A 23,667-nucleotide genomic window follows, 5' to 3' on the forward strand; every position below is an offset into this window, starting at 1 on the left:
GTACGCCGTTGTGTTACTTAAGGGGTAATGTCGTGTTAAATCGTCTAGTCAGCGGGTTGGAAAGATATTTTTTCGGCCATCGTGCGGTCGTGCTCGGCGTGGTCGCGGTCTTTACCGTGGTGATGGCGGTGTTTGCGGTGCAGTTGCGAATGGACGCTGGCTTCGAGAAGCAGATGCCAATCGGCCACGAATATATCCGGACGTTTCAGAAGTACCGGGCGGACTTGTTTGGTGCAAACCGAATTACCGTCGTCGTACGAGCACGGAAGGGAACGATCTGGACAAAGGACGGGTTGACGCGTCTCTACAACGTGACGCGGGCTGTCACCTACTTGCCGAACGTTGATCGCAGTGGTGTCAGGTCGCTCTGGACGCCGAACTCGTACGTCAACGAGGTGACGGATGAGGGCTTTCGTGCTGAGCCGATCATTTCGGGAACCATCACGCCGGATCAACTGACACCTGACAATATCGCCAATATTCGCAGAGCAACCGCCGGAGGTGGCTATGTGGGGACGCTGGTCTCGCATGACGAAGACAGTGCGATGATCACAGCCGAATTGAACGAGCGAGACGCGTCAGGCAAGATGCTCGACTATGTAGCGTTCAATCATCTGCTCGATTCCAGCGTACGCAAGCCCTTCGAGGACGCTGGGTATGAAATCCAGATTATTGGTTTCGCGAAGCAGATCGGCGACATTGCCGACGGGGCAAAAGCCGTGCTCAGCTTTTGCGCAATTGCACTGCTACTGACCGCCCTTGCAGTGTACTGGTACTGCCATTCTGTTCGTTTCACGATGTTGCTGATCTGCTGCTCGCTGACCTCCCTTGTCTGGCAGTTTGGAACGTTAAAGCTGTTGGGTTTCGGACTGGATCCGCTAGGGGTGCTCGTGCCGTTTTTGGTATTTGCGATCGGAGTGTCGCACGGAGTGCAGCAGGTCAACTCAATCGTGCGGGAGATTGCGCATGGCAATAGTTCATTCGCTGCTGCACGCCACAGTTTCAGTGGCTTGCTGATTCCGGGTGTGCTCGCACTCATCACGGCGTTCGTTTCATTCATCACGCTGCTGTCGATCCCAATTCCGATGGTACGCGAACTTTCGATCACCGCGTCGCTCGGTGTTGCGTACAAGATCGTGACGAACCTGATTCTCTTGCCTGTTGCGGCGTCGTGCTTCAACTTTAGTAAGCTCTACGCCGATAAAGCGCTGAAGCGCAGTCAGCAGCGCGCCAGGCCGTTGCGCTTGCTCGCACGGGTGGCGGAGCCGAAGTATGCGATGCTGACGCTTGCAGTGACGGCGATGGTGCTAGGTTTGGCGGTGTGGCAAAGCCGGGATCGCGTAATCGGCACACTGCAGCCTGGCGCCCCGGAGCTTCGCGCGGACGCACGCTTCAACCTCGATGCCACGTCAATCACAAACAACTATGACATGGGTCTCGATTGGCTTACAGTCGTGGTGGAATCGGATAGCGGAGCGTGCAACAATCCCGCAGTCGGATTATATGAAGACGATTTCTCCACGGCAATGCGGACTGAACCGGGAGTGGTGTCGGTGAAGTCCTATACCACGTTGCTGCGAGCGTACAACCAAGGATACAACGAAGACTATCCAAAAATGAACGTCGTACCGATTGACCCGGAGAACTACGGGGCTATTTCGGTTGACGTGAATCGTGTGAAGGGCTTCATGAAGGTCGACTGCAGTATGACCGCAGTCCATCTGTTTCTGAAAGATCACAAGGCCACGACGATCAACCGGGTGCTTGATGATGTGAAGGCATACCGCCTATCGCATCCGTTCCCGGGCATCACGGTTCGCCTTGCCGCCGGCAATGCGGGCGTTATCGCGGCGACCAACGACGAAGTGGCGAAGAGCGAGTTGCCAATGATGCTCTACGTCTATGCCGCGATTCTGATCTTGGTTTTCCTTGCGTACCGCGATTGGCGCGCAATGCTGGCCTGTTGCGTGCCCTTGTCGGTCGCGACCTTCATCGGCTACTGGTTCATGAAGGAATTGAAGATCGGGCTCACGGTAGCGACGCTGCCGGTAATGGTTTTGGCGGTGGGTATCGGCGTCGACTACGCGTTCTATATCTACAACCGCCTTCAACTTCACCTTGCGAGCGGTCAACCCATTGTGAAAGCGGTGCAGCACGCGATCCTGGAAGTCGGCGTTGCTACGATCTTCACGGCGATCACTCTGGCGATCGGCGTGGCAACGTGGAGCTTCTCGGCGCTCAAGTTTCAAGCGGACATGGGCAAGCTGCTGGCCTTCATGTTCATCGTCAACCTGGTGATGGCGATGACGGCGTTGCCAGCATTGGCGTCGGCGCTCGAACGGTGGTTCCCGCGCAGCAAGCCGGCGCGTGCGCCCGGCCTCTTCAGCCATTAGGTTTTGACGACCACGACTAAAGGAAGACAGTCATGATCAAGCTACTTGTTGTGTGCGCCGCGCTGTGCAATGCCGCAGTCGCATTCGCAGCGTCGCCGGGCGCGGTCGCAATCTGGAGTGCGAACTCGGCTCATGCATGGGCAGACCCAACGCACATGATGATGATGGATGCCACTCGGGCCGGCAAGCGAATCGTCGCAGTGGGCGAGCAAGGCCTCGTTGTGCTGTCGGACGACGATGGAAAGAGCTGGCGACAGGCACGTCAGGTGCCGTTGTCGGCGACGCTCTCCGCCGTCACCTTCGTGGATGCGCAGCATGGTTGGGCGGTGGGCCAGTGGGGCGCGATACTCGCGACGAGCGACGGCGGTGAGACATGGAAGAAGCAGCGCATGGACGTTTCGGTGGACCAGCCGCTGTTCTCGGTGTACTTCAGAAGTGAAAAGGACGGGTTGGCCGTGGGCCTTTGGTCGCTGATGCTCGCAACGCACGATGGAGGAGCGACGTGGAGCAAGGTGGCCGTGCCGAAGCCGCCGGGCGGCGCGCATGGGGATCGCAATCTGTATCACGTCTTTGCGGATCGCCAAGGTGCACTGTATATCGACTCGGAGCAAGGCATGGTGCTCAAGTCGACGGATGGCGGTATGAACTGGAGCTATCTGGCCACGGGCGGCAAGGGCACCCTGTGGAGCGGGGTGGCGATGCCGGACGGACGCATCGTCGTCGGCGGACTGCTCGGCAGCCTGTTCGAAAGCAGCGATGGCGGGGCGACCTGGTCGTCGGTAGCCACGGGTACAAAGAATTCAATCACAGATCTCGTTGTAACCGCTGACGGTCTGATGGGCGTCGGGCTTGACGGGATGCTGATGTTGCGGAAATCCGGCGCGACGACATTCGAGGTTTCTCAGCGCCCGGATCGCGCGACGCTGACCGCGGCCCTCTTGGGCGCGGGCGGAAATCCGATTCTGTTTTCACACGAAGGCGTGCTGCGGACGCCCTAAGCAAGCGATTCGTCATTCTGGTTGGATAACTTGACGTATACGCCGGTGGCGCAGCGAGCGTGGCTGACTGATTCGTGTGCCGTCCGATTTTCTAAGGATAAGCGGTCCCACACAGCGTCATTCGCCGCTAGGTAGTCAAACCCTCGCATGAATGGAATGAAACATTTAGTATAGTAGGATTGCTAACTATATAGCTCGAACGATTTTAGATGTGGTACTGTCAAGTCGGGACGAATTGTGCATGCTGAGCGTTGTCTGGACCACGTCCAACGGCTGCACGATGCGCTTCGTGTTTGCTTTTTTGTTGTCTGTGGTTTGTGCATTTCACGGTACTTCCGTTCTTTCCATCTACTTAGAGGAGTTCAACCATGTGGACCAAGCCCGCATTTACCGATCTGCGTCTCGGCTTTGAAGTCACGATGTACATTTCGAACCGTTGATCCGTAGCATCGAAGGTTGCGAGAGCCCCGCTATGCCGGGGCTTTCCTCTGATTCACGCCGTGCGCAGTTTCTGGGCAAGCATGCATATTCAAATTCTCGGCTCCGCGGCAGGCGGCGGCTTTCCTCAATGGAACTGCAATTGCGTGAATTGCGCGGGCTTTCGTGAAGGCCGCATACGCGCCTCTGCGCGTACCCAGTCGTCGATCGCTATTTCGGACGAAGGCGTGGCATGGGTACTGTGCAACGCCTCGCCAGACATCCGAGCACAGCTGTCAGGCTTCGCGCCGATGCAGCCAGGCCGCGCGCCGCGCGATACAGGCATCGGCGCTATCGTGCTGATGGACAGCCAGATCGATCATACGACCGGCCTGCTAAGCCTGCGTGAAGGCTGCCCACACGAGGTCTGGTGCACCAACACGGTTCACGAGGATCTGAGCACTGGTTTTCCGCTCTTTCCAATGCTCTCACACTGGAACGGCGGCCTGCGCTGGAACCCGATCGTCTCGGGCACAGCATTCGTCATTCCCGTATGCCCCAACCTGCGCTTCATGCCGTTTGCGCTGCGCAGTGCGGCCCCGCCGTTTTCGCCGCATCGCAACGACCCGCATCCGGGCGACAACATCGGCCTCGTGATCGAGGACTTGCGCACAGGCGGCAAGCTGTTCTATGCGCCCGGACTTGGCGAGGTGGACGACGCCCTGCTCGGCCGCATGCGTGGTACCGATTGCCTGCTGATCGATGGCACGCTCTGGACCGACGACGAAATGCGGGGCTGCGGCGTAGGCGCACGCACGGGCCGCGAAATGGGACATCTCGCGCAAATCGGCGCCGGTGGCATGCTCGAGGTGCTCGATCAGTTTCCACACGTGCGCAAGATTCTCACGCACATCAACAACACGAATCCGATTCTTGACGAGGACTCGTCCGAGCGCGCGGAACTCGTACGACGCAACGTGGAAGTCGCTTTCGACGGCATGAGCATCGTGCTATAGATATTTGCTGCAAACGCGTGCGGCGTATTACCAGGCTGCCGCAATTCTGTCGCAAAGCCACAAGAGAGATTCATGACAAAACCCGCCCTCACAACCGAACAGTTCGAACTGGCCCTGCGCGCGAAAGGCACGTACTATCACATTCACCATCCTTATCACGTGGCGATGTACGAAGGTCGCGCGACCCGGGAGCAAATCCAAGGGTGGGTGGCTAACCGCTTCTACTATCAGGTCAATATTCCTGCGAAAGACGCGGCGATTCTCGCCAATTGTCCCGATCGCGAAGTGCGCCGGTTGTGGATCCAGCGTCTCCTCGACCACGATGGCGCACCCGGCCAAGATGGCGGTATCGACGCATGGCTCCATCTGGGGAAGGCCGTCGGGCTCGATCCCGACCAGTTGCGCGCGCAGGAGCTGGTGTTGCCCGGCGTGCGCTTCGCGGTGGACGCCTATGTCAACTTCGCACGGCGTGCGAACTGGCAGGAAGCGGCCAGCAGTTCGCTCACGGAACTGTTTGCACCGCAGATTCACCAGTCGCGCCTCGACACCTGGCCCCAGCACTACCCGTGGATTGATCCACGCGGCTACGAATATTTCCGCTCGCGACTGAACCAGGCGCGGCGCGACGTCGACCACGGCCTGCAAATCACGCTGCAGCATTGCACGACCTATGAAAGCCAGCAGCGCATGCTCGAAATCCTTCAGTTCAAACTCGACATTCTCTGGACCATGCTCGACGCGATGTCGATGGCATACGAACTCGGCCGCCCACCTTATCATACGGTGACAGACAAACGTGCCTGGCACAAAGGAATTGCACTGTGACCTTTCACCGCAAATTAACGCCAGCTTGGCGGCGGGGCTACCGCTTTCAGTTTGAAATCGCCCAAAATGCCTACGTGGTGCTCTATCCCGAGGGCATGATCAAGCTGAATGAAAGCGCAGGCGCGATTGGTGGGCTAATCGACGGAGCGCTCAGCATAGCCGCCATCATCGACTGTCTGAGCATGCAGTATCCCGGCGCGCTGGAGCTTGGCGAGGATGTTGAACAGTTCATGTTGGTCGCGCGCGACAAGCACTGGATCGATCTTGTCTGACGAAGACACCACGCGCGCCGACTTGCATGCATCCACAGGGGCGGCCGATAAAACCAAGGTCGGGCTGCCGCTCTGGCTCCTTGCAGAACTCACGTACCGCTGCCCGCTTCAGTGTCCGTACTGCTCAAATCCCATCGACTTTGCGCGACAAGGCGAGGAACTTACCACAGAGCAATGGATTCGCGTGATGACCGAGGCGCGTGCGATGGGGGCGGCGCAGATCGGCTTTTCGGGGGGCGAGCCACTGGTGCGCAGCGATATCGCGCAATTGATCGGTGAGGCGCGCAGGCTCGGCTACTACACGAACCTGATTACGTCAGGCATCGGCCTGACCGAGCAGAAGGTCGCCGATCTCCAGCACGCCGGACTTGATCACATACAGATCAGCTTCCAGGCGAGCGACGAAGATATGAATAACATGCTCGCGGGTTCGGGCAAAGCGTACGCTCATAAGCTCGCGATGGCACGGGCAGTGAAGGCGCACGGTTATCCGATGGTGCTGAACTTCGTCATGCACCGCTACAACATCGATGACGTGGGCCGCATTATCGAGATGTGCATCGAGCTCGAGGCGGATTTCGTCGAACTCGCCACCTGCCAGTTCTATGGTTGGGCCAAACTCAACAGTGCGCTACTGCTGCCCACACGCGCTCAGCTCGAAAAGGCTGAGCGCATCACCAACGAGTACCGAACCAAGATGGAGGCGATCGGCAGTCCGTGCAAGCTCATTTTCGTGGCGCCTGATTACTACGAGGAACGCCCTAAGCCATGCATGGCCGGCTGGGGCGCTATCTTTCTCCTCGTCACGCCCGACGGCACCGCATTGCCGTGCCACAGCGCTCGCCAGTTGCCGATCGAGTTTCCGAACGTGCGCGTTCACGATCTGCGCCACATTTGGTACGACTCGTTCGGCTTTAACCGCTTTCGCGGCGACAGGTGGATGCCTGAGCCATGCCGTTCCTGCGAGGAAAAGGAAAAGGACTTCGGCGGCTGTCGCTGCCAAGCCTTCATGCTGACTGGCGACGCAGCCAACGCTGACCCGGTATGCGGGAAGTCGCCTGAGCACCGTATCATAGTGCAAGCCCGCAACGAGTCCTCACAGCCTGTCCAACCAATAAACCGACTGATCTTCCGCAATGACCGAAACTCGCGAAAGCTCGACAAGTCCTGACTGCATGTCGGCCGAACAGGCGGTCGCGGCATGCAAAAATTTCGTGGAACTCGTGGCGGGGTTGAGCGGCGTGTTCTGGAGTACATACGATCCGAATGATGCCGCTTGCAGTGTTTGGCAATGGCAACAGGGGTCCCCGCCGCGCTGCGTCACACCGAAGGGCTTCAGTGTGCGCGGCCGTGTTTACGAGTACGGTGGGGGTTCGTTTTGCATTGCGGATCATCAGGTGGTGTTCGTAAACGAAAAGGACCAGCAGCTTTATCGCCAGCGAATCCACGATGATACCGACGTTGCGAGCGGCGAGCCCGTCGAACTCACGCACGGGGATCGCCGCTATGGCGACCTTCGCCATAGCCACGGCTTGATCGTCGCGGTGGAAGAAGAGTGCAGCACACATCGCATTGTCTCGATCGCACTCGCCGACGGTGCGCGAGAGGTGCTCGCGCAAGGGGCAGACTTCTACGCGGCGCCCTGCCTGAGTTTCAATGGTTCGCGGCTTGCATGGATCGAATGGTACCGCCCGCATCAGCCGTGGACCTCTACGCTATTGCGTAGCTGCGAGCGAGACGCGGATGGGGTCTGGTCCGCGCCCCGTACGCTGGCCGGCGGCGATCGCGTGGAGGCGTTACAGCAACCGCATTTCGATGCATGGGGCGCACTCCATTACCTGAGCGACCGCAGCGGCTTTTGGCGACCTTGGCAGCTGCAGGACGACGTGCTCGAAGCGCTGCCCGCGGCAGAAGCCGATCATGCTTCTGCACCGTGGCAGCTTGGCGAGCATAGCTGGATCGCACTTGACGACGGCTCTTTTCTTGGCGCGTGGATAAAGGATGGCTGGGGCATGCTCGCTCACATCGACGCTGACGGCACACGTCGCCCACTTGCCTCGAAATTTAGCCGCTTCCGCAGTCTCGCCGCCGGCAAGGAGTGCTTCTACTGCATCGCGGCTTCGCCTACTTGCCCCGCCGCCGTGCTGGCAATCGAACGCCGCGGGCATCAAGTGAAAGTGCTAGCCGAAGTCTCGCCGATGATGCCCGAAGAACGCATTCCGCAGCCAGAAGTCCTGCGGTTTCCGAGTGGCAGCAGTGAGGCGCATGCGTACTTCTACGCGTCGGAGTTTGCTCAAAGGTTGCCGCCAGTCATCGTATTCATTCACGGTGGCCCTACCTCCGCCTGCTATCCGGTGTTCGACTCCCGCATTGCGTACTGGACGCAACGAGGGTTTGCAGTCGTCAATCTGAACTATCGCGGGAGCACCGGATATGGCCGCGACTTTCGGGAGTCGCTCCGGGGGAGTTGGGGCATAATCGATGTCGACGACGCGTGCGAATCCGTCGCCCATCTCGCTGCGCAGCAGCGCATTGACCCCGCGCGTGCGTTCATCCGCGGCAGTAGTGCGGGTGGCTACACAGCGCTTTGTGCGCTCGCGTTTCGCAGAGTGTTCTGCGGCGGGGGTAGCCTGTACGGCGTCAGCGATCCACTCACGCTCGGCCGTCGGACGCACAAGTTCGAAGCCGATTATCTGGCCTGGCTGATCGGCGATGCGGTTGCTGACCGCGAGCGCTATCTGGCGCGCACGCCATTGCTGCATGCGCATCGGATCGAGGTGCCGGTGATCTTCTTTCAGGGCGAACTCGATGCCGTCGTGACGCCCGACCAGACGCGCAGCATGGTGGCTGCGTTAAAGGCGAACGGTGTGACCGTCCAGGCGCACTATTATGTCGATGAGCGCCACGGATTTCGAAAGGAAGTGAATCTCGCGCACGCGCTCCAGGCAGAATACGCGTTCTACCGTGGGATTCTCGGGCAAGCTGCGGAATTAACGGAATCTGTGCAGTCAAACCCTCAGGCCGGATCGTTCCAGCTTGGCAAGAGCTGAAGGTAACTGCAGGCTTTGTTGCGCAGCTTGTAGCGTCTAGACGGGGTCGCTGATGCGCGTGAACAGCACCCGGTAGCACCCGGTAGGCCTTGGGTTTCGTGTAATGAGGGTTGTCCTGCACTTATTCGGCCAAGTATCCAAAGGCGACGGGAAACTCACGAAAGACAGCGATGAACTGCTTGCCTTCTATGACTCCCTGCCGAACACCGGCAGCATTTGCGAACGACCAATCCCATTGAGTCGATCTTTGCCACCGCAGATGCTAGATCCAGTCCTGATGCGGGTCGCAGACGAATTTAGCCCCATCAGAGAACCCGCAACCAGTTGCAGTAGTCGAATGTCTACATTGGCAGATGCAAAACCAACAACAACGATAATTTTGCTTTCATAAGAATAAGCCCACCTCAGGGCAATCAAGGAGACAGTTGATGTTCGATTTTAAAGGCAAAGTTGCATTTATCACCGGGGGTGCATCGGGCATTGGTCTGGGCCAAGCTAAAGTCTTGGCGGAGCAGGCCGGTATGAAAGTGGTAATCGCCGACGTTCAAGCCAAGCATCTCGAAGAGGCAGCCGCTTATTTCAAGGACAAGGATGTACAGGTGCACATCATGCATCTCGATGTGACCGATCGCACAGCTTACGCCGCTGCCGCCCTGGAAGTGGAAAAGAAGTTTGGCCCGGTGCAGGTGCTGATGAACACCGCCGGCGTCAGCGCCCGTGGCCCGCTAGAGCTGGCCACCGCGGACGACTGGGACTGGCACATCGACGTCAATTTGCGCGGCGTGATCAACGGCATTCAGGCGTTTTTGCCACACATGATCGAGCACGGCGACGGCGGCCATATCGTCAATACGGCCTCGATCTCGTCGTTCTTTGTGATTCCCACCGCAGCCCTTTATAGCACCACCAAGTTTGCCATCCGTGGGCTGTCGGAGTCGCTGCGAATCGAACTAAGCCAGTTCGATATCGGAGTCTCCTGCCTTTGCCCGGGCTCGGTTAACACCAATTTCATGGAGGTGGGTGTCACCCGCACACAGAAATACGCGCAATCAGGCTTTGTCGAGGATGCTGAGGCTGTTGCCCGAGTCAAGGTTCACCTCGAGGCTGGTTTTGACCCTCTGGACCTGGCCGAGCGTACGCTGATGGGCATGAAGCGCAATGACCTGTGGATCTTCCCGTACCCGGAATACATCCCTTCGCTTGAGGCCAAGCACAAGCTGTTGATCGATTCCATTAACCAGTGGAAAGATGATCCGGCTTACGCCGTGCGCTTGCAGAAACGTGAGGAAATGGGTTTGGGCAAGCCTAAGCTGGACTAAAGGCTGTGGTGACTCGATCATTCCAAAAATAAGAGTGTGATGATGATGGGTAATGATGCTGACTTGAACTTTCCTGAAATGGGCTCGGATGGCTTCCCATTGACCTCATTGCCTCAGGAATTTTACATCTCTGAAAAATGGTTCGAACGAAATATCGCGCTGGTCTTCAGGCGTCGCAGGCTCTTTGCATGTCATATTTCCGAGATCGCCGAACCTGGCGACTTCACCACGTTCGAGCTGGCCAAGGATAGCGTCGTGGTTGCGCGTGATCGGCGCAGCCAGATCAATGCCTTTCCCAACGTCTGCCGACACCGGGGTAGCCGCCTATGTGAAACAGGCTAGGTTCATACCAGGTTGTTTGCGTGTCCATTCCATAATGAACTTACCCCAAGAAGTTGGACATCCTTTTTGGGGCGTTTTAGTGAAATACAGTGAGAGGAAGAAACTGTCGGCGATCATCTGTGCCAGGCGCGGGACAGGTTCGAAAATACTAAGGAGACGCTGGTGATGAGAAGTTATACCTCAGTAGCAGTACTGGGATGCGGCTTGATTGGCGAGAGCTGGGCAGCGCTCTTTCTTGCACATGGTTACGACGTGCAGGCCTGGGACCCTTCGAAGGCAGTACTCGACGGTTTTCTTGGGCGGCTCGAACGGCCCTTGGCACAACTTGCTTCGCTTGGGTGTGACCCGGCCAGGCAGGGCCGTTTGTCGCTTACGCAGACGTTGGGCGAGGCGGTGCAGGGAGCCTGCCTGGTGCAAGAAAATGCACCTGAAAACATTGCGCTTAAGCGCGCCCTGTATGCCGATATTGAGGCCATCGTCGCGGTTGAAACAATCATTGCCTCGAGCACTTCGGCGCTTACTTGGTCGGACCTCTCTCCCGGGATGCGCCATCCCGAACGGTTGATTACCGCGCATCCGTTCAACCCGCCGCATCTGGTGCCATTAGTGGAGCTGTTCGGTATTGCAACAGTGGTGCTGGACAGCGCCGAGGCGATTTATCGCAGCGTCGGTCGCCGTCCGGTCCGGCTCAAGAAAGATGCGGTAGGGCATATTGCCAACCGGCTGGCCTCTGCGCTCTGGCGTGAGGCGGTGCATATTGTTGCCGAAGGCATTGCTGATGTCGCAGAGGTAGACGCTGCACTGGTCAGCGGTCCGGGGCTGCGCTGGTCAGTCACGGGTGCGCACATGACTTATCATTTAGGCGGAGGTCAGGGAGGCATCTCGCATTATCTGCATCACCTTGGGCCGAGCCAGGAGCGCCGCTGGGCGTCACTCGGTACGCCGGTGCTCAGCGAGACGGTTTGCCAATCGCTGATCAAGGGCGTGGAAGAGGCCGCCGCTGGCCGTTCAGTCAATGAGTTGGAGTCTCTGCGCGACAGTCTGTTGATCAAAGCCCTGCAGGGGCGAGGAGTGGCTGATGGCATCCACTGAGCCGGTACGTATTGCTCTGGTCCATGCCCTGGAGGAGTCGATTGGGCCTGCGCGCGAGGCTTTCGCGGAGGGCTGGCCGGAGGCCTTCTATTTCGATCTACTGGATACTTCGCTGGCGATCGAGCTTGCGGTTGCAGGGCGGCTTGAACATTCAATGGTAACTCGTTTCGAAACCTTGGCCCTGTATTGCCTGGCGTATGCAGGGAAAGCCGGCAGTACGCAGGCCATTCTGTTTACCTGCTCGGCGTTTGGTCCGGCGATTGATGCGCTCAAGGCGGCGCTGCCGATTCCGGTGCTGCGTCCTAATGAAGCGGCTTTCGAGGCGGCGCTTGAATGGGGTGACCGAATTGGCTTGCTGGTCACTTATGCACCTTCTCTGGCCGCCCTGCGAGATGAATTGGTCAGTATGGGCAGGGCGCGAGGTCGCAGTATTGAGGTCACGGCGATTCTGGCGCAGGGTGCGCTCGACGCTCTCAAACGTGGGAAGGGTGAACTTCACGATCAACTCGCAGCCAGAGCGTGCGAAGGTTTGACAGCAGTCGATGCGTTGGTGCTGGGCCAGTTCTCGCTGGCGCGTGCTGCCAGCGCTGTGCGAGCAATGGTTTCGGTTCGGGTGCTGACCACGCCGGGGTGCGCCGTTCAGGCGTTGCGCGCGCGGGTAGAAGTTGCTCACGACAGCGCCTGAGTTGTCAGCCTTGTCCGTCAGCCCTGAGTGCGTGCACGGCCTGATGCTTGCTCAGCCGGTGCGAGCCGGTTAGTCGGTTGCTGGCTGGGTCGGCACCGATAGGGATCGCAGAGGTGGCGGCGGGGGACGGTCATTGCAGACGTTGACGCTGCGTTTGGTGTTGACGAATAAAAAGTCGTCGATCAACTTGCCTTCCTTTGACACGACCTGAGCGCGAACGCCTGCTGGGTATGGCCGCCGCAGATCTTCCTTATTGATGCTCGGGCAGTATTTTTGCACCTGTTTCAGGTAGCCACCTTTGAACAGGGAGTTTCTCATTTCGATCAAACCCGGTTTGAGGTTGGCCTTCAGAACTTTCATTCAACTGGTTGCGCGTTTCAGTCCAGTGCAAGCCGGTGGTTAGTGAGCAACATCGGCAAACACGCGAAACTGAATGGATGGTTGCGGAAACTGATGGGTATTGATATGTCGATGTCTGCATTATTATCAGGAATGCAGATTGAAACGACGTGGCCGCTCATGACGCGATGCGCCATCGGACAACAGCCTGTACCCGCGATGACACCTAGCAGTATTGCCGCAGGTTGATCATCGTATATCACGCATCGGTACGATGCGCATCGCTTCGCAAAACCAGCGCGAGGATTTGCTCGCCTTCGCGTGCGTGCTGGACAGAAGCTCGATGCCATCCCACGCGCCACCGCTATCCCAGAGCATTTCGTGCGACAGATGTGTCTTTTACACCGCAAGCGAGAAACCTCCCTCGCGTTCCGGCAAGCGTGGAACCGGTTGCATGCCGCCATCGGCCGCGAGGAGTCCACGCTACTCGAACTCGGCCCGCTGCAGCCTAAGCAAATCTGATGCAAGGGGGCGTAGAAGGCCTCTTTTTGCTTCGCATTCCCATTCTGCAGCTGTGTGGGCAGGGTGATTCAGCTTGGCTGCGTAACGCAAAAAAACGTGGATTTTGAATCACACCAAGGAAATCGCTAATGCTAACCTACGCACGACTCGCACTAATTTTGACGTTCGCCAGCGCAGAATCCAAGAGCGCACGGGTCGCAGGGGAATACTCTCGGCTTCGTCTTGCAAGTGCCAGATACACATTCTCTTCCAATCCACTTACCGGACGGTATCGCAGAGCGCGTGACATGAGAAATTGCATCGACTCGGGCACAAGCACAAGCCCATATCCAGCGGATGCCATCGTGAGCGCACTGATGAAATCCTGAACACGAATCTCGGTCGCCACTGAAAACCCACCGGAAACGGCAAGTCGTTCTAATGTCAAGCTGAAGCCCTCGTCTTCCCTCAATTGTGGGGTAATGAACGTCTCATTCGCCAGATCACTGACATTTAGCTTAACTTTTGAGTTCAACGGATGATCCTCGGCGATCGCTACCATCAGTCGCTCATTATGAATGATGGTAGCACTCAGGCCGGATGGATATTTGCGTCTCGGTCTGAGGATCGCTAGGTCAATTTCCCCTGCAGCAAGTGCCTCTAGTTGACGCGGCGTGTCCATTCCCACCAGTTCGACCACGACGTCTGGATGTGTCGATCGAAAATCCTTCAGCATCCGGTTGACCAGACCACTACTTACGCCGGACGCGACCGAACCTATCCTGATGAAACCTAACTGACCGCGCGCCGCAAGGCGGCCGACCTGACCCACCCGCGTGACATGTTGCAACGCGGCCGTGGCTTCTTCGTACACCATGCGCCCCACTTCGGTCAAAGACACCGGCTGCCGCTTATTGCGATTCAGCAGCCGCGCCCCGACTTCCTTTTCAAGTTTTAGGACTTGCACGCTAAGGGCCGACTGCGCGATGCCCAGTTCGTCCGCGGCCTTGGCAAAGTGCAAATGATCCGCCAGCGCAACAAAGTATCGGAGCTGACGCGTGTCAGTCATTTAATCACCCTGATGCATTAAAGATTCGGTTTTTGAAGCTTTATCATATCAAACTATTCGTGTCCAATGAAGTCTTTCCAGACGCTGGGTGCCACCATGAACGCTCCTCTTTCCGCAACAGCCTTCGCGACCACAGTCGACAACTTCGAAGTTCGTAGGCACGAGACACATCATCGTATCCAGGTGATCGATATCGACGATAAGGCACTTCGCCTCTTTCTGGACGAAGCCCGTCACGTCGACGTTCAGAACCTCGACTACGTTCCCTTCATGCGGTTTTACCTGGGAGGGCTTCTCGCTAGACATGCAGGCGACACCTTCGCATCAACACTTCTCACTCTTGTCCGTGATCGACGGTTCGGAGGATTCACCGTAGGACTGAAGAATTCGACAGAAGATCCTGATGATTTCGTCCGGTTTGGCTCGGCCATCGGGCACCTTTTGGGACCGGCTAATCACGATGCGATGTCGGGAAATTATTACGCCCGCTTCCTCGTCAAACATACCGACGATAGCGACTCGTACCTCCGGCAGGCATACCGCCTCTTCACTCTTCATACTGACGGGACATTTGTTTCAGACGCCACTGACTGGCTGCTGATGATGAAGTTTGAAGAAAAAAACGCTGTCGGTGGGGAATCACGCTTCCTGCATCTCGACGACTGGAATGAGGTTGATCAGTTTGCCTATCATCGCCTCGGCTCCAAGCCGTTTCTCTATAAATCCCCTGGGTCGAAGAATGTCTCCGAAGTTATCGAGCGTCCTCTCTTCTTCCATGGAGAATTTGGTCTTTCAATGTCCTTCATCGATCAGTTTGTGCAGCCGACGAATCTCGAAGAAGCCCTCTTCTTGCGCGAACTGTCTAACTCGATGGAAGCGTCTGGAGGAACAAAGGAAGTCGCTTTGCCCGTCGGTGAACTTGTCGTTTTGAACAACTATTTTTATCTGCACGGTCGTGCACCATTTGAGCGTAATGAATCCCTTCACCGTGAGCTCATGCGGATACGCGGAATGCTGGTCTCTTAATACTTCAGCTTTGCTGCGCCGACGCTTGCGCGCCGTCGCGTATTTTTGGCAGGATCCCCATGAAGAGTACTGTTAAAGCTATCAACCCTCACGAGGCTGCAGATGCAAAAGCGCTCGCAAAAGCGGCCTATGAGGTACGAGCCGACCTTCCAAAACGTCTCCGCAGGGTTCTATCATTAAACGACTTCGAAAACGAAGCACGATCGCTTCTCCCGCGGCCGCTCTTTGGATACATTGCAGGTGCGGCGGAGGACTCCACGTCACTTACGGCAAACCGTCTCGCTTTCGCGCGCCATGAGTTTTGCCCGAAAGTGATGATCAATGTGTCACGGCGATCGCAAAGTACGGATCTGTTCGGTCACAAGTACTCGTGCCCTTTTGGAATCGCTCCTGTTGGCATTAGTGCGATCTCGGCCTATCGTGGTGACATCGTTCTCGCAAGCGCGGCTCAAAAGTTGAACATCCCGGCCATCATGAGCGGATCTTCTCTCATTCGAATGGAGGAGGTTCATGATGCCGCGCCCGCGACGTGGTTTCAAGCGTATCTTCCCGGTGACAGCGGGCGTATCGATGCACTGATTGACCGCGTTGAGAGCGCGAAATTCTCAACACTCGTGATCACCGTTGACATTCCCGTGTGGGCGAACCGGGAGAACAACATCCGCACCGGATTTTCATTGCCGTTGCGCCCTAGCGTGCGTTTGGCGTTTGATGGCATCACTCATCCACGCTGGCTGTTCGGGACTTTCCTTCAGACCATGCTACGGCATGGGATGCCTCACTTCGAAAACTCCTTCTCGACGCGCGGAGCGCCAATGTTGTCAGCATCGGCGGTCCGCGATACAACCGGGCGTGATCACCTTTGCTGGGACAACATCGAGCGTATAAGGCGCCGATGGAAAGGAAGGTTAGTCCTTAAAGGCATCCTTCACCCGGATGATGCCAAAAGAGCGGCACTGTCGGGCGTCGACGGGATAATCGTATCGAATCACGGTGGTCGACAACTCGATGGTGCAGTTTCTCCACTGACCGTTCTGCCCCTCATCAAAGAAGCCGTTCAGGACAGCATCGTAGTGATGATGGACAGCGGCATCCGTCGCGGAAGTGATGTCTTGAAAGCGTTAGCGCTCGGCGCTGCGTTTGTGTTCCTCGGGCGGCCCTTCATGTATGCCGCCGCTGTCGCTGGTGAATCAGGTGTCAGACACGCGATCACGCTACTTCGCGACGAGGTCGATAGAAACATGGCGATGGTTGGTGCAACTTCCGTTGAAGACCTCACGGCTTCGATCCTCGTATGACCGGATGCAGACGGATGTTCGGTGCGACCGTCGAATTTGCGAGGCGCTTGGGCAAGACACCGATCACCGTGAGAAATTCCCCGGGTTTCGTGGTGAACCGGATTCTGGTGCCCACGATTAACGAAGCGATTTTTGCACTGCACGAAGGTCTGGCCGGTGTACAGGAGATCGACGCCGGAATGAAACTGGGTGCGAATCATCCTATCGGGCCGTGGAGTAGCCCCTTGATTCTCAGGACACACGGCATCTCTTAAAATAGGAGATAGTCTTGTGACTAGTTTCAAGCCTAGGCAAATCGTGGAAAGCATTGAAGTTCTGACCGAACTGGAGCGCCGTCGTCGGCGTTCGGTACAAGAGAAAGTGGCCATCGTGCAGGAAACCCTGGAGCCGGGAGCAACGGTTTCAGCGGTAGCCCGACGACACGAGGTGAACCCAAACCAGGTGCTTGCGTGGCGCAAGCAATATCAGGACGGCAGCCTGGCGGCGGTGAAAGCTGGAGAAACCGTGGTGCCAGCCTCGCAGTTAGCCACAGCGATGAAGGAAATCCGCGAACTGCAGCGTCTCTTGGCAAGAAGACGCAGGAGGTGGAAATCCTGAAAGAAGCAGTCGAATATGGCCGCTCAAAAAACTGGATTGCGCGCTCGCCCTTACTGCCCGGGGACGACCGATGAAAACGGTCTGCGATGTTCTCGGCGTGGCGCGCTCTGCTTTGGCAGTCAGAAGAGCCCGCTTCCCGGACTGGGAGGATGGTCGCCGCGCCCGGCATACCGACGACGCCGAACTGGTCGCTGCAATCCACTAGCATGTGGCAGTCTTGCCGACGAATGGGTATCGGAGAGTCTGGCCACTGCTGGGACGTAGTCACGAAATGGCTGGCGCGCCATGCGTGAACGCCAAGCGGATCTATCGCGTCATGCGCGACCATCAGTTGCTGCTGCGACGTCCTGGCCAGCGTCGCGATTCCCGCCGGCATGATGGCGCATAGCCGTTTGTTCGCTGGTGCTCAGACGGCTTCCAGTTCCGTTGTGACGATGGCTCGCCGTTGCGCGTGACGTTCGCGTTGGATTGCCATGACCGGGAAGCCATCAGTTGGGCCGCAACTACTGGCGGCCATAGCGGCGACGTTGTGCGTGATGTGATGCTCGCAGCAGTCGAGCAACGCTTCGGCACGACTCGGACAGATGCGCCCATCAAATGGCTCTCGGACAACGGCTCGGCTCACATCGACCATCGCACGCGCAGCTTTGCTCGCGAGTTGGGTCTGGAGCCGTTGACTACGCCTGTTCGTTCGCCGCAAATTAAGGCGTACGTTTCATATTGCACCTTGTCCTGTTCATTGCGCATCGATAAGCCTCGGCGGCGTCGAACGATAGCGCCCTGCGGCTTGCGACCAGAAGGTGCCGGCAGGAAACCCGCTGAACGATTATCGAAATACGAACAAACGCCGACCGACTCCGACAGAATTGCGATCGCTAGGAACTGCCGCCCGGCGCCAAGCGTACCCTTTCGCCGATTGCTGTACATCTTCTCATTCGAGCATGGCTCGAGCATCTTTCGCCGAAACGTCTGAATGTCGCCTGACAACTGGGGAGCGAGGCTAGGCTATTTCAATTGTATAGGCCCTCGACTAGCGTCTCTACCAATTGACGGTTTTTTTTTGTTGGCTTACTGTTCTAAAAATGTAAGTGTTCCCGCTTCGGACATTTTTGTGTATGAAAAGCTGGTGACGCCAAATACTGTATAGGCTATAGAAGGATGATCAGCGCTGAGACATTTTTCATGCTCTGATAATTAATTAGAATTAATCGACTAAATATTTGATTACGAAGTACATGCCATGTCACAACAAGATAGGCTGTTAAATCTCTCTGAGAAAGATATTCTCCTGTTGAAAATTTTTGAATCTGTTGTACGAGCTGGCGGGTACACGGCGGCAGAAGCTTGTCTTAACAAAAGCAAATCGGCAATTAGCATACATATCTCAACGCTCGAAGCGCGGCTTGGAAAAACACTTTGCCACCGAGGGCGTTCGGGTTTTTCATTAACCCCGGAGGGCGAGCAGATATATAAGATCTGCCAAGATTTATTTTCAGATCTTAACGGGTATCGCGAACGTCTCAATCACGTGTCGTCGCTTGTCGGCGGAGTTCTCAGGGTTGCCTTGGACGATACCATCTATGGTCATTTCCCGGTACTCGAAAATGTTTTTGAGAAGATTAATAATGGGGCGACTACTAAATTTCTTGAAGTATATTTCACCTCGCCGGAGCGGGTCCTGAAGATGCTTGCGGATGGAGAGGCGGATATTGGTATAGGTGCGGTGCCACGGGAGATTCCGGAAACTAAAGCTTATTTGTTATACGAAGAGTCTTTGGCCCTATATTGTGGTGCAAAGCATCCTCTTTTTCATAAAAACGAGGATGAAATTACTGACAGTGAACTCGCGAAATGCGAAGGGGTCGATTTCTGGGCTTATCAGGATTCAGAATTTGAAGCGGCGATGAATTCATTCAGCGTGACGGCTAGATCTGGACAGGCTATGGCTAGGCTTCTGTTGGTGCTTTCGGGAAAGTGGGTCACGCTGCTGCCAAGAGATTTTGCTGCGGAATGGGTGGCCTCTGGACGCCTGAGGGAAATTCGTCGAGTCAAAATTGCTTCCAAGCAGAAATATTATGCAGTGGTTCGGAGCGAGATAGCTTCGAATACTTTGTGTAAGCAGATGGTGCACGAGCTAAAGCGAGCTTTTGTCACTGACGTTCATTGTCGTGTGCTAGCCTCCTCCTAGCGTGCATTACTTGGCCTGCTGATATTGTTGTTGGGCAAGCAAATCACAGGCGATCAGGTCCATTGTCGTCGCTATCTCGGGTGACAAAGTGGTGTGCACCACTCGTTTGTTGGGGCTACTGTGTCCAGTTTGGCCTTATCGGTCTAGCAGGCTGCGGAAATACAGGCCGACTTTACTGAGCCATGAGCTTGATCAGAATTTTCAGCGGGGGATTTCTCATAGTTTGGAATATGAACCGGTTGATTTCAGTTTTTGGACCTGTTTATGACGTTCTCTTGCGCGTTTTTGGTTCACTGCGGCTGCAACGGACGGAGTTGTCGCAAGGTGCGCATGCGCACGAGGTTGTACGCGGCCATCGTCAGCACGAACATCTGATCGACCTTCTTCACGCCGCGCACCATCACCTGGCGCATACCGCCGATGCTCTTGGCCTAGCCGAAACCCTGTTCGATGAGCTTGCGCTTTTGCTGGGAAACCGCGTAGCCCGCACTCTGGGCGATTGATTCAGGCACCGCCGACTGGCGACCTGACTTGTTTTGCGCCACGTGAGGGGTGACTTTCATGGCCTTGCAGGCCTCGATGAACTCTGCCGGGTCATAGCCTTTGTCTGCCCCCAGCGTGATCTCGCGTGTCGGGTCGCCAAGCGCTTGACGGGCATCGTCGATCATCACTTTGGCCGCTTCGCGCTCGGCATAGCCATCGGCCAGCGTCACCACGGCGCTGGCGATCAGCCCATGGCGGTTGTCACTCAACGTGTGGCCCATGTAGCGTAGCTCGCTTGCCGTTTTGCCCTTATACAGCCGCGAATCCGGGTCGCTCGTCGATTCATGCGTCTCATTGTTGCGCGTCTCGCCCTTGAAGCTCCCACCGTCTTCGGGGTCCTGATCATCGTCGCGGCGCACAAAGCTTTTATGGCCGGCCCGTGCTTGAATTAACGTGCCATCGACGCTGAAGTGCTCACCGGAAAGCCAGCACTTCTTCTCGGCAATGCCCACAACCTCGTTGAAGAACTCGATGACCGCGTCATGCTTGATCAGGCGCTCGCGGTTCTTGGTGAAGACGGTGGGCACCCATACGGCATCGTCCATCGAGAGCCCGATAAACCAACGAAACAGCAGGTTATATTGAACCTGCTCCATCAACTGGCGCTCCGAGCGAACGCTATAGAGCACCTGCAACAGCATCGCGCGCAGCAGCTTCTCCGGGGCAATGCTGGGCCGCCCACCTTTGATATCAGCCTCGTACATGCCGGCAAACAAGCGATCCATCTTGGCCAAAGCTGCGTTGGCCATCTTGCGAATCGAGCGCAGCGGATGATCGGCTGGAACAAAGTCCTCCAGCTTACGCAATGTGAACAAGTTCTCGGTAAAGGTATCGGCGCCGCGCATCGCTTCTCACAGTTGTGGGGTCTTTACTAACAACGTTTGAACTGACCTTTTGGGTGACTTCGGGGTGAGGTATTTCGGCAGCCTGCTAGTCATACTGTGTCAGTGCGACGTGAAGTCGCGTGGAGGATTGTTCCATCCGGGGTCGCCCGGAAGAGGAACCAATTGTTCCGTCAATCGTAACCTACCGGTGCATGCTGGGCTGGTAACGGCCTGGTGTGAAGCCACCGGAACAACGTACCCGTTCATTGAACGACGGCACGCTCGCGAGAGGGTGGCGTTGTCTGCCAGCGTCGAGGCGGATGGGGTGCCAGGTTGGGCAGTATCGGTTAGCGGATGCGAACTGCTGATAAACGTCGTCATAAGAGGCAAGCCAAAGGCGCTGTCAGGCTTGAGCCAAAAGGCAAGCAGCCGGATGTCCCGCTTGACACTCGGGGCACACGGACAAATGGCTGCCGGCGAAGAGGCAGAACCTAACCTGCTCGTGTCCTTCATGCGGAACACGGTAAGTCCAATTGCCCGCCCACGCCGACATACTGGCTAAGGCAGGTGACCCGCGAGGGAAGCTGTTGGGTGAGTGGATATGAGAACGCGGAGAAAGCGAATGGTGGGCAGTAATAGTCCGCATAAGGGTTCAGGATTTGCCCTGATCCGAAAGGATGCAGACTTCCGCGTGGTGTAGCTGTCGCAAGTCCACGTTCGAGATTCATTGGGGGGAAGCTTGAGAGAGACCGGTTGCACTACGGTTCAGCGCCCCTCGTCCCAGCGATGAGACGAATCGACAAGGTGATGCTTGCGAAGGTCTCACGGGCCGTTGTGAGACCGGCGTCAGTACGACGCTTAACGCTGTGCACGAGCTGTATGCAGGGAAACTTGCACGTACAGTTCTTCGGGGGCCCTATGTCCGGGAGGACATGGGGCTACCCTCTTATAATTGGTTGCGCGCTCTATTGCCGTGCAGGAAGAGAGAGCCATCGTTGCATGAGCCTTAGTCCAAGCAGGATGCGCAACGTAGTTATGGAATCAGGAACGTGACGTTGAGCGCGCTGGACTGCCCCGGGGGATGTAATCCGGGGGAAGGGAAGGCAGCGCGCGTTCAACGAAGTTTTTTTATCGCGTCCGTCTGATTGCATTCTGAGTCGCTGAGCCATCAGAAACCCATACGCAGCGATACTCAGTGTGGCGTGGTGGTGAAAGCCGCGCCAGCCACGCCCTTCGTAATGAGTCGGCCTTGCAGAAGTTCATGAGGCCTCGCCTGGCTTGGCGATGCAGCTAGTTGGCGGGTAATAGAACTCCCAGAACGAATATCGATCTGATAAAAATTCTGGGAGTTTTGGAGTGGTCGCCAATGAGCACGCCTGATTTCTTTCGTAGCCGTCTGGACGCGATGATTGATTTACGTCACCCGCTTGCCGTGTTGGCAACGAAGATGTCGTGGGCTTCAATCGAAGCGACGCTTGGTCCCCTGTTCGAGCGGCGCTCACGCGATGGACGGGTAAGCGAAGGGCTTGACCTGTTTGGCTCGAACTCGCTGGAATTTGCCGGTGGCGTCAGTGCGGCTGGACGTCCGCGCTTGCCTATGCGGCTGATGGTGGGTCTGCTGTACCTGAAGCACGCCTACAACGAGAGTGACGAAACCGTGTGCGAGCGCTGGGCGCAGGACGTGTACTTCCAGTTCTTCTGTGGCGAGGAGTATTTCCAGCCGCGTCTGCCGTGCGACCCGACCAACCTGGTGCGCTTTCGGCAGGCGCTGGGCGAAGCCGGTGTCGAGGAGCTGCTCGCGGCGACGATCGCGGCTGCGGTGCAGATGAAGGCGGTGACGCCGGTCGAATTCGAGCGCGTGATTGTCGACACCACGGTGCAAGAGAAGGCGATTGCGTATCCGACCGACAGCCGTCTGCTGGAGGTGGCGCGGGCCAGACTCGTTCAGTTGGCGCAACGCGCCGGGTTGGCGTTGAAGCAAACTTACGAGCGTGAGGGCAAGCGGCTGCGGCGCCGCGCAGGCGGCTATGCCCATGCGAAGCAGTTCAAGCGCCTGCGTCGTGTACTCAAACGTCAGCGCACAGTATTGGGACGGTTGCTGCGCGATATCGAACGCAAGCTCTCCGGAGCTTCGGACGAACGGCAGGCACAACTGCGCGTCTGGCTTGAGCGGGCCTGGCGCATTTGCCGCCAACGTCCAAAGGACAAGAACAAGCTCTACGCACTGCATGCGCCTGAAGTTGAATGCATTGGGAAAGGAAAGGCACGCCAGCCCTACGAGTTCGGCGTCAAGGTGAGCCTCGCGATCACGGAGAAACACGGGTTGATCGTCGGTGCCCGGGCGTTCCCCGGCAACCCCTATGACGGCCATACGCTTGCCGAGCAACTCGAACAGAGCTCCATTCTGCTGCAGGATCTGCCCGGTACACCGCAGCCGAAGACCATATTGGTCGATCTCGGGTTTCGCGGCGTCGACGCGGAATTATCGTCAGTACACCTGATTCATCGCGGCAAACACAAGACGCTGACCAGCACGCAGCGTCGCTGGCTCAAGCGACGACAGGCGATTGAACCGATCATCGGCCATGTGAAGCACGACCACGGTATGCGTCGTTGCTGGCTCAAAGGGCAAACCGGCGATGCGCTGCATGCCGTGCTGTGCGCCACGGGCTACAATCTGCGCTGGCTGTTGCGTGCGATTGTTCGCCTGGGTCTGCGGCCCATCTTTTTTATCCTCGCCTGGCTCCATTGGATCGTCAAAGTCCCGTCGCATCCGCTGCTTGCGCACCGGCAATGCTTCCGGCCGCTTAGCCTGCCCGCTCCGACAAAATGTCCCATCGGCGTCGTGCATCAAGCAAACTGAATTTTGCAGG

General features: G+C 57.0%; 18 protein-coding genes and 5 pseudogenes. 19 read left to right on the top strand and 4 right to left on the bottom strand.

The window, feature by feature from the left end:
* Positions 1 to 32 precede the first annotated feature (32 nt).
* From B0G76_RS41785 to B0G76_RS41840, 13 genes and pseudogenes are all read left to right on the top strand, one after another.
* Complete coding sequence (locus B0G76_RS41785; RefSeq protein ID WP_120298550.1) at positions 33 to 2,393, top strand: RND family transporter; 2,361 nt, start codon at positions 33 to 35, stop codon at positions 2,391 to 2,393.
* A gap of 32 nt (positions 2,394 to 2,425) precedes the next feature.
* Positions 2,426 to 3,391: a YCF48-related protein gene (locus B0G76_RS41790; RefSeq protein WP_120298551.1), complete on the top strand. Its 966-nt coding sequence runs from the start codon at positions 2,426 to 2,428 to the stop codon at positions 3,389 to 3,391.
* 368 nt (positions 3,392 to 3,759) lie between these two features.
* Complete coding sequence (pqqA, locus tag B0G76_RS41795; protein ID WP_082194460.1) at positions 3,760 to 3,831, top strand: pyrroloquinoline quinone precursor peptide PqqA; 72 nt, start codon at positions 3,760 to 3,762, stop codon at positions 3,829 to 3,831.
* A gap of 81 nt (positions 3,832 to 3,912) precedes the next feature.
* On the top strand, positions 3,913 to 4,824 hold the full coding sequence (pqqB, locus tag B0G76_RS41800; protein ID WP_120298552.1) for a pyrroloquinoline quinone biosynthesis protein PqqB: 912 nt from the start codon (positions 3,913 to 3,915) through the stop codon (positions 4,822 to 4,824).
* Positions 4,825 to 4,896: 72 nt separating this feature from the next.
* A complete protein-coding gene (gene pqqC, locus B0G76_RS41805; protein WP_120298553.1) occupies positions 4,897 to 5,649 on the top strand; it encodes a pyrroloquinoline-quinone synthase PqqC in 753 nt (250 codons plus the stop codon).
* Positions 5,646 to 5,921, top strand: a complete 276-nt coding sequence (gene pqqD / locus B0G76_RS41810) for a pyrroloquinoline quinone biosynthesis peptide chaperone PqqD (RefSeq protein ID WP_120298554.1) — start codon at positions 5,646 to 5,648, stop codon at positions 5,919 to 5,921. The genes pqqC and pqqD overlap by 4 nt, the downstream gene beginning before the upstream one ends.
* Positions 5,914 to 7,092 carry a pyrroloquinoline quinone biosynthesis protein PqqE gene (gene pqqE, locus B0G76_RS41815; RefSeq protein WP_409076789.1) on the top strand — a complete coding sequence of 393 codons (1,179 nt, stop codon included), beginning with the start codon at positions 5,914 to 5,916 and terminating at the stop codon, positions 7,090 to 7,092. The genes pqqD and pqqE overlap by 8 nt, the downstream gene beginning before the upstream one ends.
* A complete protein-coding gene (locus tag B0G76_RS41820) occupies positions 7,058 to 8,971 on the top strand; it encodes a S9 family peptidase (protein ID WP_120298556.1) in 1,914 nt (637 codons plus the stop codon). The genes pqqE and B0G76_RS41820 overlap by 35 nt, the downstream gene beginning before the upstream one ends.
* A gap of 122 nt (positions 8,972 to 9,093) precedes the next feature.
* A pseudogene (locus B0G76_RS43240) lies at positions 9,094 to 9,256 on the top strand (transposase); the annotation flags it as partial.
* Between the two features lie 143 nt (positions 9,257 to 9,399).
* Positions 9,400 to 10,290 (top strand): SDR family oxidoreductase, encoded by an 891-nt coding sequence (locus tag B0G76_RS41825; protein WP_120298557.1) that lies wholly within the window; start codon positions 9,400 to 9,402, stop codon positions 10,288 to 10,290.
* 39 nt (positions 10,291 to 10,329) lie between these two features.
* Positions 10,330 to 10,632, top strand: coding sequence for a Rieske 2Fe-2S domain-containing protein (locus B0G76_RS41830; RefSeq protein WP_120298558.1), 303 nt, complete (start codon positions 10,330 to 10,332; stop codon positions 10,630 to 10,632).
* Positions 10,633 to 10,797: 165 nt separating this feature from the next.
* The gene (locus B0G76_RS41835; RefSeq protein ID WP_120298559.1) at positions 10,798 to 11,724 is read left to right on the top strand and encodes a 3-hydroxyacyl-CoA dehydrogenase NAD-binding domain-containing protein; all 927 of its coding nucleotides are present in this window, start codon (positions 10,798 to 10,800) and stop codon (positions 11,722 to 11,724) included.
* Positions 11,711 to 12,409: an aspartate/glutamate racemase family protein gene (locus tag B0G76_RS41840; protein ID WP_120298560.1), complete on the top strand. Its 699-nt coding sequence runs from the start codon at positions 11,711 to 11,713 to the stop codon at positions 12,407 to 12,409. The genes B0G76_RS41835 and B0G76_RS41840 overlap by 14 nt, the downstream gene beginning before the upstream one ends.
* Before the next feature lie 69 nt (positions 12,410 to 12,478).
* Here B0G76_RS41840 and B0G76_RS41845 read toward each other — a convergent pair whose 3' ends face one another.
* Positions 12,479 to 12,769 (bottom strand): hypothetical protein, encoded by a 291-nt coding sequence (locus B0G76_RS41845; RefSeq protein WP_220700830.1) that lies wholly within the window; start codon positions 12,767 to 12,769, stop codon positions 12,479 to 12,481.
* A 637-nt stretch (positions 12,770 to 13,406) separates the two neighbouring features.
* The gene (locus B0G76_RS41850) at positions 13,407 to 14,318 is read right to left on the bottom strand and encodes a LysR family transcriptional regulator (protein WP_120298561.1); all 912 of its coding nucleotides are present in this window, start codon (positions 14,316 to 14,318) and stop codon (positions 13,407 to 13,409) included.
* A gap of 66 nt (positions 14,319 to 14,384) precedes the next feature.
* On the opposite strand from B0G76_RS41850, the gene glaH reads away from it, so the two are divergent.
* From glaH to B0G76_RS41875, 5 genes and pseudogenes are all read left to right on the top strand, one after another.
* Positions 14,385 to 15,344: a glutarate dioxygenase GlaH gene (gene glaH / locus B0G76_RS41855; protein WP_259461003.1), complete on the top strand. Its 960-nt coding sequence runs from the start codon at positions 14,385 to 14,387 to the stop codon at positions 15,342 to 15,344.
* Between the two features lie 59 nt (positions 15,345 to 15,403).
* Positions 15,404 to 16,642: an alpha-hydroxy acid oxidase gene (locus B0G76_RS41860; RefSeq protein WP_120298562.1), complete on the top strand. Its 1,239-nt coding sequence runs from the start codon at positions 15,404 to 15,406 to the stop codon at positions 16,640 to 16,642.
* Positions 16,643 to 16,665: 23 nt separating this feature from the next.
* Positions 16,666 to 16,854 (top strand): annotated as a pseudogene (locus B0G76_RS41865) (3-hydroxyacyl-CoA dehydrogenase family protein); the annotation flags it as partial.
* A 94-nt stretch (positions 16,855 to 16,948) separates the two neighbouring features.
* Positions 16,949 to 17,939 (top strand): annotated as a pseudogene (locus B0G76_RS41870) (IS3 family transposase); the annotation flags it as partial.
* Positions 17,940 to 18,479: 540 nt separating this feature from the next.
* A complete protein-coding gene (locus B0G76_RS41875; protein WP_120298563.1) occupies positions 18,480 to 19,427 on the top strand; it encodes a LysR family transcriptional regulator in 948 nt (315 codons plus the stop codon).
* A 290-nt stretch (positions 19,428 to 19,717) separates the two neighbouring features.
* Here the strand turns inward: B0G76_RS41875 and B0G76_RS41880 are convergent.
* Together B0G76_RS41880 and B0G76_RS43425 are read right to left on the bottom strand one after the other, a co-directional pair.
* A pseudogene (locus B0G76_RS41880) lies at positions 19,718 to 20,815 on the bottom strand (IS5 family transposase).
* A 1,020-nt stretch (positions 20,816 to 21,835) separates the two neighbouring features.
* Positions 21,836 to 22,035 (bottom strand): annotated as a pseudogene (locus B0G76_RS43425) (IS701 family transposase); the annotation flags it as partial.
* A 125-nt stretch (positions 22,036 to 22,160) separates the two neighbouring features.
* Between B0G76_RS43425 and B0G76_RS41895 the strand changes: the two are divergent.
* On the top strand, positions 22,161 to 23,657 hold the full coding sequence (locus B0G76_RS41895; protein WP_243856640.1) for an IS5 family transposase: 1,497 nt from the start codon (positions 22,161 to 22,163) through the stop codon (positions 23,655 to 23,657).
* Positions 23,658 to 23,667: the final 10 nt, after the last annotated feature.

The sequence above is a fragment of the Paraburkholderia sp. BL23I1N1 genome (assembly GCF_003610295.1).
In the GTDB taxonomy this organism is placed as follows: Bacteria; Pseudomonadota; Gammaproteobacteria; order Burkholderiales; family Burkholderiaceae; genus Paraburkholderia.